16 protein-coding genes are annotated in these 15,472 nt (G+C 70.2%); 8 read left to right on the forward strand and 8 right to left on the reverse strand.

The window, feature by feature from the left end; translation table 11 throughout:
• The first annotated feature begins 32 nt into the window (after positions 1–32).
• Positions 33–785: an amino acid ABC transporter ATP-binding protein gene (locus ACKUU6_RS12195; RefSeq protein WP_407992103.1), complete on the forward strand. Its 753-nt coding sequence runs from the start codon at positions 33–35 to the stop codon at positions 783–785.
• A 115-nt stretch (positions 786–900) separates the two neighbouring features.
• On the forward strand, positions 901–1,485 hold the full coding sequence (locus ACKUU6_RS12200) for a CGNR zinc finger domain-containing protein (RefSeq protein WP_407988524.1): 585 nt from the start codon (positions 901–903) through the stop codon (positions 1,483–1,485).
• A gap of 7 nt (positions 1,486–1,492) precedes the next feature.
• Here ACKUU6_RS12200 and sodX read toward each other — a convergent pair whose 3' ends face one another.
• Positions 1,493–1,855: a nickel-type superoxide dismutase maturation protease gene (gene sodX / locus ACKUU6_RS12205; RefSeq protein ID WP_407988525.1), complete on the reverse strand. Its 363-nt coding sequence runs from the start codon at positions 1,853–1,855 to the stop codon at positions 1,493–1,495.
• An 83-nt stretch (positions 1,856–1,938) separates the two neighbouring features.
• Here sodX and sodN point away from each other — a divergent pair, with 83 nt between their 5' ends.
• The 4 genes from sodN (at position 1,939) to ACKUU6_RS12225 (ending at position 4,719) form a co-directional block, all read left to right on the forward strand.
• Positions 1,939–2,334, forward strand: a complete 396-nt coding sequence (gene sodN / locus ACKUU6_RS12210; protein WP_184914387.1) for a superoxide dismutase, Ni — start codon at positions 1,939–1,941, stop codon at positions 2,332–2,334.
• 105 nt (positions 2,335–2,439) lie between these two features.
• Positions 2,440–2,916, forward strand: coding sequence for a GNAT family N-acetyltransferase (locus ACKUU6_RS12215; RefSeq protein ID WP_407988526.1), 477 nt, complete (start codon positions 2,440–2,442; stop codon positions 2,914–2,916).
• Between the two features lie 248 nt (positions 2,917–3,164).
• A complete protein-coding gene (locus tag ACKUU6_RS12220; protein ID WP_407988527.1) occupies positions 3,165–3,578 on the forward strand; it encodes an anti-sigma regulatory factor in 414 nt (137 codons plus the stop codon).
• 130 nt (positions 3,579–3,708) lie between these two features.
• Positions 3,709–4,719 carry an RNA polymerase sigma factor SigF gene (locus ACKUU6_RS12225; RefSeq protein ID WP_407988528.1) on the forward strand — a complete coding sequence of 337 codons (1,011 nt, stop codon included), beginning with the start codon at positions 3,709–3,711 and terminating at the stop codon, positions 4,717–4,719.
• A gap of 231 nt (positions 4,720–4,950) precedes the next feature.
• On the opposite strand, the gene ACKUU6_RS12230 is transcribed toward ACKUU6_RS12225, so the two are convergent.
• On the reverse strand, positions 4,951–5,367 hold the full coding sequence (locus ACKUU6_RS12230; RefSeq protein ID WP_407988529.1) for a hypothetical protein: 417 nt from the start codon (positions 5,365–5,367) through the stop codon (positions 4,951–4,953).
• A 50-nt stretch (positions 5,368–5,417) separates the two neighbouring features.
• Here ACKUU6_RS12230 and ACKUU6_RS12235 point away from each other — a divergent pair, with 50 nt between their 5' ends.
• Together ACKUU6_RS12235 and ACKUU6_RS12240 are read left to right on the forward strand one after the other, a co-directional pair.
• Positions 5,418–6,386, forward strand: a complete 969-nt coding sequence (locus ACKUU6_RS12235) for a diacylglycerol/lipid kinase family protein (protein ID WP_407988530.1) — start codon at positions 5,418–5,420, stop codon at positions 6,384–6,386.
• 350 nt (positions 6,387–6,736) lie between these two features.
• Positions 6,737–6,988 carry a WhiB family transcriptional regulator gene (locus tag ACKUU6_RS12240; RefSeq protein ID WP_014138019.1) on the forward strand — a complete coding sequence of 84 codons (252 nt, stop codon included), beginning with the start codon at positions 6,737–6,739 and terminating at the stop codon, positions 6,986–6,988.
• A gap of 267 nt (positions 6,989–7,255) precedes the next feature.
• On the opposite strand, the gene ACKUU6_RS12245 is transcribed toward ACKUU6_RS12240, so the two are convergent.
• The 6 genes from ACKUU6_RS12245 to ACKUU6_RS12270 form a co-directional block, all read right to left on the reverse strand.
• The gene (locus tag ACKUU6_RS12245; protein WP_407988531.1) at positions 7,256–8,776 is read right to left on the reverse strand and encodes a sensor histidine kinase; all 1,521 of its coding nucleotides are present in this window, start codon (positions 8,774–8,776) and stop codon (positions 7,256–7,258) included.
• Between the two features lie 441 nt (positions 8,777–9,217).
• The gene (locus tag ACKUU6_RS12250) at positions 9,218–10,276 is read right to left on the reverse strand and encodes an SIS domain-containing protein (RefSeq protein ID WP_407988532.1); all 1,059 of its coding nucleotides are present in this window, start codon (positions 10,274–10,276) and stop codon (positions 9,218–9,220) included.
• A gap of 144 nt (positions 10,277–10,420) precedes the next feature.
• Positions 10,421–11,734 (reverse strand): extracellular solute-binding protein, encoded by a 1,314-nt coding sequence (locus ACKUU6_RS12255; RefSeq protein WP_407988533.1) that lies wholly within the window; start codon positions 11,732–11,734, stop codon positions 10,421–10,423.
• Positions 11,735–12,057: 323 nt separating this feature from the next.
• Positions 12,058–13,581 (reverse strand): glycoside hydrolase family 3 protein, encoded by a 1,524-nt coding sequence (locus tag ACKUU6_RS12260; RefSeq protein WP_407988534.1) that lies wholly within the window; start codon positions 13,579–13,581, stop codon positions 12,058–12,060.
• 7 nt (positions 13,582–13,588) lie between these two features.
• Positions 13,589–14,428 carry a carbohydrate ABC transporter permease gene (locus tag ACKUU6_RS12265; protein WP_407988535.1) on the reverse strand — a complete coding sequence of 280 codons (840 nt, stop codon included), beginning with the start codon at positions 14,426–14,428 and terminating at the stop codon, positions 13,589–13,591.
• Positions 14,425–15,441, reverse strand: a complete 1,017-nt coding sequence (locus tag ACKUU6_RS12270; protein WP_407988536.1) for a carbohydrate ABC transporter permease — start codon at positions 15,439–15,441, stop codon at positions 14,425–14,427. The genes ACKUU6_RS12265 and ACKUU6_RS12270 overlap by 4 nt, the downstream gene beginning before the upstream one ends.
• Positions 15,442–15,472 lie beyond the last annotated feature (31 nt).

The raw sequence follows: 15,472 nt of genomic DNA on the forward strand, positions 1-15,472 counted from the left end.
AGCTGAGCAAGCAGGACCGTCCCGGCCACCCGATGGTCAAGGCCGAGGGTGTCCGGAAGTCCTACGGCCAGGTCGAGGTGCTCAAGGGCATCGACCTGGAGGTGAAGCAGGGCGAGGTGTTCTGCCTGATCGGTCCGTCAGGATCGGGCAAGTCCACCTTCCTGCGCTGCATCAACCACCTGGAGAAGATCAACGGTGGTTTCCTGTCGGTCGACGGCGAACTGGTCGGCTACCGGCAGAAGGGTGACCGGCTGTACGAGCTGAAGGACCGTGAGGTCGCGCTCAAGCGGCGGGACATCGGCATGGTGTTCCAGCGCTTCAACCTCTTCCCGCACATGACCGCGCTGCAGAACATCATCGAGGCGCCGGTCCAGGTCAAGGGCGAGAGCCGGACCGAGGCCAAGGAGCGGGCGATGGCCCTGCTGGAGCGGGTGGGTCTGGCCGACAAGGCCGACAACTACCCCTCGCAGCTCTCCGGCGGCCAGCAGCAGCGGGTGGCGATCGCCCGGGCGCTCGCCATGAAGCCCAAGCTGATGCTCTTCGACGAGCCCACCTCGGCGCTCGACCCCGAGCTGGTCGGTGACGTCCTCGACGTCATGCGCGACCTGGCCAGGGAGGGCATGACGATGATCGTGGTCACCCACGAGATGGGCTTCGCCCGCGAGGTCGGCGACGCGCTGGTCTTCATGGACGGCGGCGTGGTGGTCGAGTCCGGCCACCCGCGCGAGGTGCTCACCAACCCGCAGCACGAACGGACCAAAGCCTTCCTCTCCAAGGTGCTCTGATCCGGCGCGCAGGCGCCCGTACGATCCCCCGGATCGCACGGGCGCCTGCCGCGTTTCCGCCGGAGGTAATACCCTGGGAGCAGCTCACCCGTTACTGGCCCTGGAAGGACCCCCCGTGGAGCTCGCCGCGTACGCCAACTTCGCCGTTCGGCTGGTGAACAGCGAGGAGCCCGAGCGGGGCACCGACTCGCTCACCTCGGTCGAGGCGGTCCGGACGCTGTTCGGGCCCTCGTCGCAGGCCGCCAGGCTGGCGGACGAGGCGGACCTGCCCCGGCTGCGGGCGGTCAGGACCAGGCTGCGCGGGGTGTTCGAGGCGGCCGCCGAGGGCGACGAGATCCGCGGCGTCGACCTGCTGAACAGCCTGATGATCGAGTACCCGGTCAGCCCGCTGGTCTCCGGCCACGATTACCTGGACGACGCCGGGCGGCCGCGCTGGCACCTCCACCTGGCCGACAACGCGCCCACCGCCGCCGCCAACTTCACCGCGGTGGCCTGCATGGGCCTGGCCATCCACCTCACCGAGCTGGGCGCCGACCGGCTCGGCATCTGCCAGGCCACCCCCTGCCGGAACGCGTACCTGGACACCTCCACCAACCGCTCCCGCCGGTACTGCTCCGACCGCTGCGCCACCCGCGCCAACGTCGCCGCCTACCGAGCCCGCAAGCGCGAGGAGGCCCGCCGGGCCGCCCCGGCGGCCTGAGGGAGCGTCAGAGCTCCAGGTCGATCGGCCGGTACGGGCCGAGCCGCCCCGGCCGGGGCCACAGCCGGCAGACCACCCGGCCGAGCACCGACGCCTCGGCCACCGGCCCGTACTCGCGACTGTCGCTGCGCACGCCCTGGTTGTCGGAGAGCATCCACCAGCCCTCAGAGCGCCGCTCGGCGGCCCGCTTGAGCACCAGCAGCTCCGGCCGCCGGGGGTGCCGGAACAGCACCACCGCCTCCGGCCGCACCCGCGCCCCGTACCGGACCAGCACCAGATCGCCGTCGCACAGCCGGGGCCGCATCGACGGCCCGGCCACCCTGGCCAGCCCGAACGGCACCAGCCCGCCGCCCTGCTGTCGCCCCGTCACCCCGACTCCCCCCTCCGCACACCCAAACCAACTCCCTGAGGGTAATCTCAGGCGCGGGAAGACGATCTAAGGAAGGACTCCCAATGCGTCTGTTTGCTTCGCGCGTCACCGCGCACGCCCACTGCGACCTGCCCTGCGGCGTGTACGACCCGGCCCAGGCCCGCATCGAGGCCGAGTCGGTGAAGGCCACTCAGGAGAAGTACCAGGCCAACGAGGACCCGGTCTTCCGGGCCCGGGCCATCGTCATCAAGGAGGAGCGGGCCGAGCTGGTCAAGCACCACCTCTCGGTGCTGCACACCGACTACTTCAAGGCCCCGCACTTCGAGAAGTACCCGCAGCTGCACGAGCTGTTCAACAACGCGGGCAAGGCGGCCTCGGCCGCCAAGGCGTCCACCGACCCGGCCTCCGGCCAGGCGCTGCTGGACCTGATCGCCGAGATCGACAGCATCTTCTGGGAGACCAAGAAGGCCGCCGCCTGATCCCGGAGCCCACGCTCCTGTGCCCGGCCGCTCTTCCGAGCGGCCGGGCACGCGTGCTTCGGAACTCCTTGCCCGACCGGCCGGTCCGCCGAGTACGCTCGCCGTATGATCCGCACCGCCGTAGCCACCGACGTCCCCCTGATCCTCGACCTGATCCGCGAGCTGGCCGAGTACGAGAAGGAACCGCAGGAGGCCGTCGCCACCGCGGAACAGTTGAACGAGGCGCTGTTCGGGGCGAACCCCGCCGTCTTCGGCCTGATCGCCGAGGACGACGCGAGCGGCGAGGCGGTCGGCTTCGCGCTCTGGTTCCGGAACTTCTCCACCTGGCGCGGCACCCACGGCGTTTACCTGGAGGACCTCTACGTCCGGCCGGACGCGCGCGGCGGCGGCCACGGCAAGGCCCTGCTGACCGAGCTGGCCAGGATCTGCGTGCGCAACGGATACTCCCGGCTGGAGTGGTCCGTGCTGGACTGGAACGAGCCCTCGATCGGCTTCTACCGGTCGCTCGGCGCGGTCCCGATGGACGGCTGGTCGGTCTTCCGGCTGACCGACGGGGCCCTCACCACGCTCGGCGCCGAGTAGCGCACGGCCCACCGGAGTTCGAACAGGTTAGCTCGTTCCCGTGATGACGGTCCCGGATCGCGACAAGCGTCGGTCGATAGCGGTAACGTCACGGGCGGATGCGTGGCGTTCCGACCTCTCCGGTATGGGTATGACCGGTACGTACCGCACCACCCCTCTGGACAGTTGGGGCGAAGCAGTTGAACCGAGCAACAGGAAGTGCCGCGGCTCGCGAGCCGCAAGCACCGTGCGTCACCCAGGAGGTGGGGGTGTCCCAGATCGACGGCGATCCCGGAGTGAAGGACTTCGTCGAAGTCCGGCTGCCCGCGGCAGGCGCGTACCTCTCGGTGCTGCGAACGGCGACCGCCGGTCTCGCGGCCCGCTTGGACTTCACCCTGGACGAGATCGAGGACCTGCGGATCGCGGTGGACGAGGCCTGCGCCATCCTGCTCCAGCAGGCGGTCCCGGGCTCCGTGCTGTGCTGCGAGTTCCGCCTGGTGGGCGACTCGCTGCGGGTCACCGTGGCGGCCCCGACCACGGACGGCCGGGCCCCCGAACGGGACACCTTCGCCTGGACGGTGCTCTCCGCGCTGGCCGGCGAGGTGGAGTCCTCGGTCGGCGCCGACAAGACGGTGAGCATCAGCCTGCACAAGAAGCGCGGCGGAGCACCGGCACCGGTGTGACAGCCGCCGCTGTGAGGCCCACCCGCGCAGCCGTACGCCCGGCACTCCAGGTGCCGCGCGTACGGCTCCCCCGTACCGCACCGCGGTACACCCCATGTGAAGTGCTCCCGGAACGGAACGGGTGACCGCCGTGAGTGATCTCGACCGCACAGGCGTTGCCGGAAGCCCGGCCGCCACCGCCGACGTGACGCTGCCGCCCCAGGTGGGTGGCGTCCCCCCGCAGCCTGCCCGAACCGACACAGCCGACGTGCACCCGAAGGACACCCATCGGATGAGCCAGCCGACCGATCCGCCGACCGATCCGTCGCCGACGCCGGAACAGCCGGCCTCGGCCGGCGCCGAGGAGGTGCGCCCGGTGGTTCCCGTCCAGGTGCACCGCTCCGGCGCGCCGGACCGGGAGGCCGCGCGGGCGCTGTTCGTCAAACTGGCGGGGCTGCCCGAGGGTTCGCCGGAGCGGGTCGAGCTGCGCAACCAGCTGGTCCGGATGCACATCCCACTGGTCGAGCACCTGGCCCGGCGGTTCCGCAACCGCGGTGAGCCGCTGGACGACCTGACCCAGGTCGCCACCATCGGCCTGATCAAGTCGGTGGACCGCTTCGACCACGAGCGCGGGGTCGAGTTCTCCACGTACGCGACCCCGACCATCGTCGGCGAGATCAAGCGGCACTTCCGGGACAAGGGCTGGGCGGTCCGGGTACCGCGCCGTCTCCAGGAGCTGCGGCTCTCGCTCACCACCGCGACCAGCGAGCTCTCCCAGCGGCACGGCCGCTCCCCCACCGTGCACGAGCTGGCCGAGCACCTGGGCATCTCGGAGGAGGACGTGCTGGAGGGCCTGGAGTCGGCCAACGCCTACTCCACGCTCTCGCTGGACGTCCCGGACAGCGACGACGAGTCGCCGGCCGTCGCGGACACCCTGGGCGCCACCGACGAGGCGCTGGAGGGCGTGGAGTACCGGGAGTCGCTGAAGCCGCTGCTGGCCCAACTCCCGCCCCGGGAGCAGAAGATCCTGGTGCTCAGGTTCTTCAGGAACATGACCCAGTCGCAGATCGCGGCCGAGGTCGGCATCTCCCAGATGCACGTCTCCCGGCTGCTGGCCCGGACGCTGGCCCAGCTCCGGGAGAAGCTGCTGGTCGAGGAGTAGAAACGCCCACGGCCCGGTCCGGCCCCCGTTCGACGGGGTGCCCGGACCGGGCCGTGCTGTGCTGTGCTGTCAGGGCGTGTCGGGCCGGCCTGGTCGGCTCGGGGCGTCGGGCGTCCGGCCGGGCCTGCGCCCGCGACGGCCTCGTACCGGGCCCTGGTCGGGCGTTCCGGCCCGCGTGTCCGGCCCGGATGGTCCGGCGTCAGCCGCCCGGCGAGACCGCCCGGGCAGGGCCTACTCGGCGGTGGTCCCGTAGAGCGCCTCGGTCACCTTCGGGTTGAGCAGCGAGCCGATCCCGACCAGGCCCAGCACGCCGACGGCCACCCCTGCGGCCTGCATCGCGCCGCCGTTCTGCCACATGTAGTAGGCGATCGGCAGGCAGATCGAGTTGGTCAGCACCGCCGGGCTGCGCCCCCACCGGCGCGCCTTGAGCAGCGCGCGCCCCGCCAGGAGCGGAAGCGCCCCCATCAGCAACAGGATCACCCCGCCGAGCTCGCTGCGGCCCTGCGCCGGGGCGTCCCAGAGGAAGCCGGCCACGATGTCGTAGAGACCCCAGCCGGCCAGCGCCGCGCCCTGCAGCGCGGTGATCGCGGCGCCGACGAGCAGCGCGGTGGGCCGGGCAGGGCTTGGGGTGATGGATTCTGCGGTCACTCCAGCAGGGTAGCCGCCGTCTCCCGATCACCGACCCGTAGGCTGACGCCATGCGCGCTCTCCTGGTCGTGAACCCGAAAGCGACCACCACGAGTGGACGCACCCGCGACGTGCTGACCCACGCGCTGCGCAGTGACCTGGCCCTGGAGGTCGTGCACACGGAGTACCGCGGCCACGCCGGTGACCTGGCCAGGGACGCCGCCGAACGCGGGCTCGACCTGGTGGTCTCGCTCGGCGGGGACGGCACGGTGAACGAGATCGTCAACGGGCTGCTCACCCACGGACCGTCGGACCGGGTGCCCCGGCTGGCCGTCGTCCCGGGCGGCTCGACCAACGTGTTCGCCCGCACCCTGGGCCTGCCCAACGACCCGGTGGAGGCGACCGGCGCGCTCCTGGACGCCCTGGAGCACCGGCGCGAGCGGGCGGTCAGCCTGGGCAAGGCGATGACCGAGGGCCTGCCGGACCGCTGGTTCACCTTCACGGCCGGCCTGGGCTTCGACGCGGGCGTGGTCGGGCGGGTGGAGGCCCAGCGCAGGGCCGGACGGAGGTCCACCCACGGGCTTTACGTCAGCCAGGCGCTCAGACACTACGTGACGGAGCGTGAGCACCGCAGGAACGGCCCCATCACGCTGGAGCTGAACGGCCGGGATTCCGTGCCAGGACTGGTGCTGGCCATAGTCTCCAACACCTCGCCGTGGACCTTTCTGGGCAACCGGCCGGTCTTCCCGTCGCCCGCGGCGTCCTTCGACAGCGACCTCGACATCTTCGGCATCACTCGAATGACCGCGTTCGGCACGGCTCGAACGGTCCGTCAGATCCTGCGTTCGCACACACCTCCGGACGGCGCCGCAGGGCCGGTCGGCCCTACCGGGAAGCACCTCGTCTCCTATCACGACGTCCGGCACTTCACCTTGGTTTCACAGGAACCTGCCCCGTTTCAGGTCGACGGGGACCACCTTGGAGACAGGAGTCGCGTCAGTTTCACAGGCGTTCGGCGGGCACTGCGTGTGATTGTGTGACCAGAAGGGGCCATGACCCTTCTTCTCGAACGCACAAGCCCCCTTCACCCCATAGAAGTACGGGCTGTGAGCTAGGCGACACCGAAGAATCAAAAATTCCTCGCCGAAGGGGGTTGTATCCGAGCCTGAGGTTTGCGAACCTCTACATGGCGATCGGGACACGTCGCAGCGGGACATACCGCGACAGTTCCCTTGATCCGCCCGAACCCCACTTCTGCACAGACCACCCGGGCCTCATGGGCCTTTGGTCCCTTTTGCTGTTGCGGGATTCGTGAAAGCGTTCACATTCACAAGCCACCACGATTGCGTCGGCCGGGCCACAGTCCGCCGACCGGAGGAGTTGGACGAACATGGACTGGCGCCACCGCGCTGTCTGTCGCGAAGAGGACCCGGAGCTGTTCTTCCCGATCGGGAACACCGGTCCTGCTCTGCTGCAGATCGAGGAAGCCAAGGCCGTGTGCCGCCGCTGCCCCGTCATGGAACAGTGCCTGCAGTGGGCGCTGGAGACCGGCCAGGACGCCGGCGTCTGGGGCGGCATGAGCGAGGACGAGCGTCGTGCGATGAAGCGCCGCGCCGCCCGCAACCGGGCCCGCACCGCCTGACATTCCGTCAGCAACGCCTGATCAACACATGATCAAAGGCTTGGCCGCACTTTCGGCCGAGCCTTCCACGGCACGGACACTTGATAGTGTTCACTGAGAGCAATACCGTGGAGCTGTGACGCTCACCGTGTGCAACACGTGAGGCGAGCGTCGAGCGACACCACAGAGCCCCCGTTCCGGCCGACTCCCCCCGACGGCCGGAACGGGTTGAGAGGCCCTGTCGACCCACCCCCCCGGTCGACAGGGCCTCGTTGCCTCTCCGGACGCCTACGGCACCGGGATCTCCAGGACCACCTTGGTGCCGCCCTCCGGGTTGGCCACCATGTCGAAGCTGCCGCCGAGCTCGTTGGTGGCCAGGGTCCGGACGATCTGCAGGCCGAGGTTGCCCGAGCTCTGCGGGTCGAACCCCTCCGGCACGCCCCTGCCGTCGTCCTGCACCGTGATCAGCAGGTACTCCTCCGGCTTGGCACCGCCGTTCCAGCTCTCCGACCAGCCCGTACCGGTCGCGGGAGCGCGCCCGCGCAGGGCGCTGACCTCGACGCTTCCGCCGTCCTTCGGGTCGAAGGCGTGTTCCAGCGCGTTCTGCAGCACCTCGGTCAGCACCATCGCCAGCGGGGTGGCCACCTCGGCCGACAGGATGCCGAAGCTGCCGGTCCGACGGGTGGCGACCTTGCCGTCCTGGGACAGCTCCATCACCATCGCCAGCACCCGGTCGGCGATCTCGTCGAAGGCGACCTGCTCGTCCAGGGTCTGCGAGAGCGTCTCGTGCACGATGGCGATCGAACCGACCCGGCGGACCGCCTCGTCGAGCGCCGCCCGGCCGGCCACCGAGTCCATCCGGCGGGCCTGCAGCCTCAGCAGCGCGGCCACCGTCTGCAGGTTGTTCTTCACCCGGTGGTGGATCTCCCGGATGGTCGCGTCCTTGGTCATCAACTCACGGTCACGACGGCGCAGTTCGGTGACGTCCCGGGCCAGCACCAGCGAACCCGTCAGGGTGCCCTTCGGCTTCAGCGGGATCGCCCGCAGCGTCACCACCCCGCCCTGCGCCTCCACCTCGGTCTGCCGGGGTGCCCAGCCGCTGGCCAGCTTGACCAGTGCCTCGTGCACCGCGGCCCGCGCCGGCGGCGCCAACTCGGCTGTGGTGCGCCCGAGGTGACTGCCCACCAGGTCCGTGGTCAGACCGATCCGGTGGTAGGCGGACAGCGCGTTCGGGCTGGCGTAGGTGACCACCCCGTCCGCGTCCAGCCTGATCAGACCGTCGCCGACCCGGGGGGCGGCGTCCATGTCGGTCTGCTCGACCCCGTGGTACGGGAACGTGCCCGCGGCGATCATCTGGGCCAGGTCGGAGGCGCTCTGCAGGTACGTGAGCTCCAGCCGGCTCGGGGTCCGCACGGTGAGCAGGTTGGTGTTCCGGGCGATCACCCCGAGCACCTTGCCCTCGCGCCGGACCGGGATCGACTCGACCCGGACCGGCACCTCCTCCCGCCACTCCGGATCGCCCTCCCGGACGATCCGCCCCTCGTCGTAGGCCGCGTCCAGCAGCGGCCGGCGGCCGCGCGGCACCAGGTGGCCGACCATGTCGTCCTGGTACGAGGTGGGGCCCGTGTTGGGCCGCATCTGCGCCACCGAGACGTACCTGATGCCGTCCCAGGTGGGGATCCACAGCACCAGGTCGGCGAAGGACAGGTCGGAGAGCAGCTGCCACTCCGAGACCAGCATGTGCAGCCACTCCACATCGGCACCGGTCAGGGTGGTGTGGCGGCGGACGAGTTCGTTCAGCGAGGGCACAGGGCGAGCGTATCCGCAGCGGGCCCGGGACGGCTCCTCCGCTGTGGCGCGGACCAATCCCTGGAGCTCTCTGGACAAGCCGGATTGGTCTAGTCCACAATGAAGGAGCACCAAGGAACCGTCCCCGCGCACCTGCCCTGACCGCGCGAGGCAGCTCCTCGGTCGGGACGCCCAACACCCCGCCTGCCCCGCACAGCAGACGGCCGGCAGCGGCGCCCGACGACAGCTCCGGGCTGCGGTGCCGCACGGGTTGAGGGTCCCGTGTCGGCGCCGTGGCCCGTAGTGCTTTCCGGACTGCGTCCAGCCCTTGGCGGTGCGGCTGTCCGGCACTCGGGCACAATGCAAGGCGCCTGACCCTGCACGCGCGTTGAACGCTCCTGAGGTCGGCTCCGCAGTTCCCCGGGCCCCTGACCGTAGATGCCTTGGCGCCTGCCAAAAGGGTCAGTGCGTCTCGGTGACCTTGGCGAGGGCGCGGGGGGCGTCGGGGTCCTGGCCGCGGGCGATGGCGACCTCGTACGCGAGTTGCTGGAGCGGCAGGATCTCCAGGACCGGCTGGACCTCCTCGGGGACCCCGGGCGGCAGCGCGAAGCCCGCGGAGGCCGCGTCCACCTGCTCCTGCTGCCCGATCACCATCAGGTCGGCCCCGCGGCCCCGCAGGCGGTCGAGCACCGGCTGCAGCGCCTCCCCGCCCTTGCCGTCGGGCACCACCGCGATCACCGGCGAGACGTTGTCGACCATCGCCAGCGGCCCGTGCAGCAGGTCCGCGCCGGAGAACGGCGAAGCCGGGATGTAGGTGGTCTCCATCAGCTTGAGCGCGGCCTCCCGCGCGGTCGGGTAGCCGTAGCCGCGCGAGGTGAGCACCAGCCGCTGGGCGAACCGGTACCGCTCCGCCAGCGTCCTGACCTCGCCCCGCCGCCCGAGCACCTGCGCGGCCAGGTCGGGCAGCACCTCCGCCGCCGCGCCGTCCCCGCCGCGCAGCCCCTCGACCAGCAGGTAGAGCGCGAGCAACTCGGCGGTGTACGTCTTGGTGGCGGGCAGCGCCTTCTCCGGGCCGGCCAGCAGGTCGATGTGGAACTCGGAGACCTCGGCCAGCGGCGAGTCGGCATTGTTGGTGACCGCCAGGGTGACCGCGCCGGCCTCCCGGGCGGCCTTGGTCGAGGCCACCAGGTCGGGCGAACCGCCGGACTGGCTGACCGTGACCACCAGCACGTCGGTGAGGTCGGGCCTCGCCCCGTACGCGGTGGTGGTCGACATCGAGGCGAGCCCGGCCGGCTTGCCGAGCAGGATCTCGACCAGGTACTTGGCGTAGAGCGCCGCGTTGTCCGAGGTGCCGCGCGCGGTCAGCAGCACAAAACGGGGCCTGCGGGCGGCGATGGCGGCGGCGACCTCACGGATCTTCGGGCCGCCCTGGTCGAGGATGCGCCGCAGCACGGCGGGCTGCTCGGCCATCTCCGCCGCCATGATCCGGCCGGGAGCCGGCGGGTTCTGCGGGTCGGTCATCTGGCGGTGCCTCCGCTCGGGACGGTCGCTCTCCATTCGTGATGCTAGGCCCTGACCGGGCGATCCCGTCGGATCAACGTGCGCCGCCGGGCACCTCCGGTGCGCCGTCCGGGTAGGACCGACGGCGCACCGGCCGACAGGGCGTCAGGACGGGTTGTTGATCAGTTCGTCGATCCTCGCGTCGGCCTCCTGGGTGGCCTGGTCGACCGGCTTGCCCTTGAGGACATCGTTCAGCATGTTCACCAGCACGTTCTGCTTCTCGATCGCACCCCAGCCGGGGGCGATCGGGGTGAACCAGGCGTCCGGCACGGCGTTCGCGGCCGCGGCGGTGGCGGGCTTGGACTTCAGCGGGTCGAGCTGGGTGAGGTTGTTCGGCAGGGTGTCCTTGTCGACCAGCACCTGCTGCGACTTGGCGCTGGTGAACATCCTGATCCAGTCCTTGGCCGCCTCCGGGGCCTGCGACTTCGCGGTCACCGCGAGGTCGGAGCCGCCGATGAAGGAGGGCAGCGGCTTGCCGTTCGGACCCGGCATGCCGACCACCTTCAGGGCCTCCTTGAGCTTGGGGTCGCCACCGACCGGCGCGGTCGCGGTGCCGATCTCCCAGCCGTTGCCGTAGAGCATCGCGGTCCTCGAACGGCCCAGCACGGCAGCCTGGTTGAGCTCGTTCACCGCCAGGTCGCCCTTGTTGTACGTCTTCACCAGCTCGACGAAGTGCTGGACGCCCTGCTGGGACTTGGCGTCGTGCAGGGTGCCGTGCCACTTGCCGGTGCTGTCGAAGCGGGCGATCGCACCGCCGTAAGCCGTCACGTACGACATCGCGGCGTACCAGTACGGGCCGGGGAGGTAGAGCGCGGAGTAGCTCTTGTCGCCCTTGTGCCTGGCCGCCACCTTGTCGAGCGCGGCCCGCAGCTCGTCCTCGGTCTTCGGGAACTCGGCGCTTCCGGTGGCCTCCTGGAAGGCCGGGGCGTTGTAGATGGCGACCCGGGCACCCGCGTAGTACGGCACGCAGTAGAGCTTCTCCTGGTACTTGCAGGTGTTGACCAGGCCAGGGATCCAGGTGTCCGAGTTCTCGAAGCCGGCCTTGTCGACCGGTGCCAGCGAACCGTTCAGGATGTACTTCATGGTCTCGGTGTTGCCGAGCTCGATCACGTCGGGAGCGGTGCCGCCGTCCAGCGCCGCGTCCAGCTTGGCGATCTTGTCGGCCCAGGTCTGGTAGCTGAGCTTGAGGTCGACCTTCGGGTACTTCGCGGCGAACTCGTCGTTGACCTGCTGGACCAGTTCGGGCCAGTTCGCCTGCGCGTCGTTCATCAACCAGATGGTGACCGAGCCGGTGACCGCCTTCGGGTCGGTGCTGCTCGGACCGTTGCCGGTGGCACCGGAACCGGCGCCGCCCCCGCAGGCCGCCGTGCCGGCGAGCAGTGCCGCGACGCCGAACGTCGCCATGAACCGACGGTTCACGCCATCCTCCCGGTTGCTTGACCCGGCCGAAAAGTGGTTTAGACCGGATTGCTGGAGACTGGCCTAGACCAAAGCCGGTGTCAACGATTTGCGTGGGCCAAGTGCCGGACGTTGCAGACCTGTTGTGCGTTGTGTGCACGGTGTGTCCATCCCGGTACCAAGGGTTCCGTTTACGGCTCTCGTGCGGCTGCGGAGTGTGGAAAACCCGGGAGCCCACCTACCGGCGTAGGCGGGCTCCCGGGCGGCTCTCGGGGCGGGTCGGTTCTCAGGTGCGGGTCGGTTTTCGGGAGGCGGCCGTCGGGGTACGGCTCGGCCCGGTCGGCCTACTGGCCGGTGAGCACCTCGACGGCGGCGAGGCCGAGCACCCGGGCAGCCCCGTGGGTGGCGATGTACAGGGCTCCGGTCGGCGCGGCCTGCGGGACGCCCATCTCGACCACGGCGCCGTCCGGACGGGCCGTCAGGACCCGCTCCAGCACCGCTGCCATCCACTCGTAGCGGTGCGCGTCCCGGACCACCAGGACCAGGCTGCGGCCCTCGGCGTCGGCCAGCAGCCGGGCCACCGTGGCGTCCAGCACCTCGGGCGCGGCGTCCGCCGAGTCGACCTTGGCCGTCCGGGTGCCGGGGAAACGGTCCGTCAGCAGTCCGGCCAGGCCCCAGGGGGTGTCGTCCCCGACCGCGAAGTTGGGCTGGTCGGAGAGCGAGACCACGTACGGACGCTCCGTCACCGGCTGGAAGGCGCGGCCCGGGGCCCGGACCACCCGCAGGGCGCGGCGGGCGGCGCGCAGGCCGATCGCCAGGTCCGGCTCGCCCAACTGGCCCTGCGCCTCGATCCTGGCCCAGCTGCCGAGGTTGCGGACCCGCTGGGCCGCGTCGGCCAGCCGCTCCGCCGGGAGCGCGCCGGAGCGGACGCCCTCGACGATGGCGTCCCGGAGCTCCAGGACGGTCTCCTCCTCGGTGGAGCCACCGCCGACACAGATCGCGTCGGCCCCGGCGGCCAGCGCCATCACGGTGCCGGGGCCCATCCCGTAGGTGTCCGCGATGGCGCCCATCTCGATGCCGTCGGTGACGATCAGGCCCTGGTAGCCCAGCTGGCCCCGGAGGAGGTCGGTGAGCACCGCGCGGCTGAGCGTCGCGGGCAACTCCGGGTCCAGGGCCGGGACCATGATGTGAGCGGTCATCACGGCCTTGGCGCCGGCCTCGATCGCGGCCAGGAACGGCACCAGGTCGCGCGAGCGGAGCAGGTCCGCGTCCACGTCCACCATCGGCAGGCCGAGGTGCGAGTCGACCGCGGTGTCGCCGTGGCCGGGGAAGTGCTTGGCGCAGGCGGCCACGCCGACCTGCTGGAGGCCCTCCACCCAGGCGGCGGTGTGCCGCGCGCACAGCTCCGGGTCGGCGCCGAACGAGCGGACGCCGATCACCGGGTTGCGCGGGTTGGAGTTGACGTCCGCCGCGGGTGCCCAGTTGTAGTTGATGCCGCAGGTGGCCAGCGCCCGGCCGAGCTCGCGGGCCACGTCCCTGGTCAGCCCGGTGTCGTCCACCGCTCCGAGCGCGAGGTTGCCCGGCCAGGAGGAGCCGGAGCCGACCTCCAGGCGGGTGACGTCACCGCCCTCCTCGTCGATCGCGATCAGCAGGTCCGGGTTCTCCGACCGCAGTTCGGCGGTGAGCGCCGCGAGCTGCACCGGGTCCACCACGTTCCGGGCGAACAGGGCCACGGATCCGAGCCCGGCGGCCAGGTGCCGGCGGACCCACTCCGGCACGGTGGTGCCGACGAAGCCGGGCTGGAGGACCGTCAGCGCGTCGCGGTGCAGTTGGTCGCTGTCGGTCACGGCGGGGGTGAGGATGCTCATGGACGGGTCATCCCTTCACGGCGCCGTCGGTCATACCACCGACGGCCTTGCGCTGGAGGAACAGGAAGAGGATCAGGATCGGCACCGCGAACAGCGTCGAGGCGGCCATGGTCGCGCCCCAGTCGTCACCGAAGGTGGTCTGGAACGACGTCAGCCAGAGCGGCAGGGTCTGGGCGGTGCCTTCACCGGTCTGCTTGTTGAGGATCAGCACCAGCGGGAACTCGTTCCACGCCGTGATGAAGCCGAACAGCGAGGTGGACATCAGACCGGGCGCCAGCAGCGGGAAGACCACCTTGACGAACGCCTGGGCCCGGGTGCAGCCGTCGACCATCGCGGACTCCTCCAGCTCCTTGGGCACCGCGGCGATGAATCCGCGCAGCGTCCAGATCGTGAAGGGCAGCACCATCATCATGTAGAAGATCGTCAGCGGCACCAGGCTGTTCAGCATGTCGCTGTCGCGGGTGATCAGGTAGACGGAGATCACCATGACCTCCCAGGGGGCCATCTGCGCCGCCATGACGACCAGGACGAACGCCTTCCGGCCCCGGAACTTCATCCGGGCGATCGCGAACGAGGCCAGCGTGGCGATCACCAGCGAGGCCGCCACCGCGCTCACCGTGACGGTGAGGCTGTTGCCGACCATGGTCCAGAACTGGTCCGCGTGCACGGCCCGGTCGAAGTGGTCGAGGGTGGCGTCCAGCGGGACGAAGACCGGCGTCCTGCTGATGATGTCCCGGTCCGGCTTGAAGGCGGTCGAGACCATCCAGTAGACCGGGAAGATGAAGAAGACGAAGAGGACGACCGCGATCAGGTTCGGCCAGCCACGTCCGATGATCGAGCGCTTCACAGCTCGTCCTCCTGCTTCAGAATGATCCGGAAGTAGTACGCCATGAGCGCACCGAGCATCAGGATGGTCAGCACCGCGATCGAGGACCCGATGCCGTAGTGCTGGTTCCCGACACCCTCCACGTACGCGTACACCGGAAGGGTCTCGGTGAGGCGCTGCGGGCCACCGCCGTTGATCGTGAAGACCTGGGTGAAGCACTTGAAGACCCAGATGATCTCGAGGAAGGTCGTGGCCAGGAAGAAGGGCCGGAGGCTGGGGAAGATCACCGAGGTGAAGATCTTCCTCGAACCGGCGCCGTCCATCCGGGCCGCCTCGTAGAGCTCGGCCGGGATGGTGGTCAGGCCGGCGTACATGTTGAAGGCCACGAACGGGATCGAGCCCCAGACCACCAGCAGCGTGATCACGAAGAACGTCGACAGCTGGCCGCTGTACCAGTTGTAGTTGGCCATGCCGTGCCAGCCGAGCTGGTCCAACAGCCAGTTCACCACGCCGAACTGGGTGTCGAAGAGCCAGGTGTACACGGTGGTGCTGGCCACGATCGGCATCGCCCAGGCCATGATCAGGCCGAACGACAGCAGCAGCCGCATCCCCTTGCCGAGCCGGTTGAGCAGCAGGCCGACCAGGGAGCCGCCGATCATGATCAGCGCCACGTTTGCCAGTGTGAACGCCACCGAGCGGCCGGCGGTGTGCCAGAAGTCCGCACTCTTGAGCTGCTCGGCGTAGTTGTCGAAGCCGTTCCACTCGGTCAGGTGCTGAATCAGCTGACGCTTGTTCAGGTTCTGGAAGGAGAGCAGGACGGTCTTGACCAGCGGCCATCCGAGCAGGGCCAGCGTGGCCAGGACGGCGGGCAGGATCAGCAGGTACGGGGCGCTCCTGGCGAGGAGGCCTCTGCCGCTCGTCGGTCCGGTGTTCTTCGGGGCGCCGTCCCTGACGGCGGCCGGCTCGGTGTCGTTCACGGTGCCCTTTCCGACCATGGGGGACCGTGTCTGCACCCGCTCCGAATGCACAGCCATCGTTCTCTCTTCCTACCCAAACCTGGCCAAC

Origin of the sequence: Kitasatospora sp. CMC57 (genome assembly GCF_045866025.2) — a bacterium.
Classification (GTDB): domain Bacteria; phylum Actinomycetota; class Actinomycetes; order Streptomycetales; family Streptomycetaceae; genus Kitasatospora.

Bases quoted from the DNA above. Each gene is read 5' to 3' on its own strand.
- ACKUU6_RS12195 (WP_407992103.1), top strand. From the start codon at position 33: ATGGTCAAGGCCGAGGGTGTCCGGAAGTCCTACGGCCAGGTCGAGGTG.
- ACKUU6_RS12240 (WP_014138019.1), top strand. From the start codon at position 6,737: ATGGACTGGCGCCACCGCGCTGTCTGTCGCGAAGAGGACCCGGAGCTG.
- ACKUU6_RS12260 (WP_407988534.1), bottom strand. From the start codon at position 13,581: ATGAGCATCCTCACCCCCGCCGTGACCGACAGCGACCAACTGCACCGC.
- sodN (WP_184914387.1), top strand. From the start codon at position 1,939: ATGCGTCTGTTTGCTTCGCGCGTCACCGCGCACGCCCACTGCGACCTG.
- ACKUU6_RS12215 (WP_407988526.1), top strand. From the start codon at position 2,440: ATGATCCGCACCGCCGTAGCCACCGACGTCCCCCTGATCCTCGACCTG.
- ACKUU6_RS12250 (WP_407988532.1), bottom strand. From the start codon at position 10,276: ATGACCGACCCGCAGAACCCGCCGGCTCCCGGCCGGATCATGGCGGCG.
- ACKUU6_RS12235 (WP_407988530.1), top strand. From the start codon at position 5,418: ATGCGCGCTCTCCTGGTCGTGAACCCGAAAGCGACCACCACGAGTGGA.
- ACKUU6_RS12270 (WP_407988536.1), bottom strand. From the start codon at position 15,441: ATGGCTGTGCATTCGGAGCGGGTGCAGACACGGTCCCCCATGGTCGGA.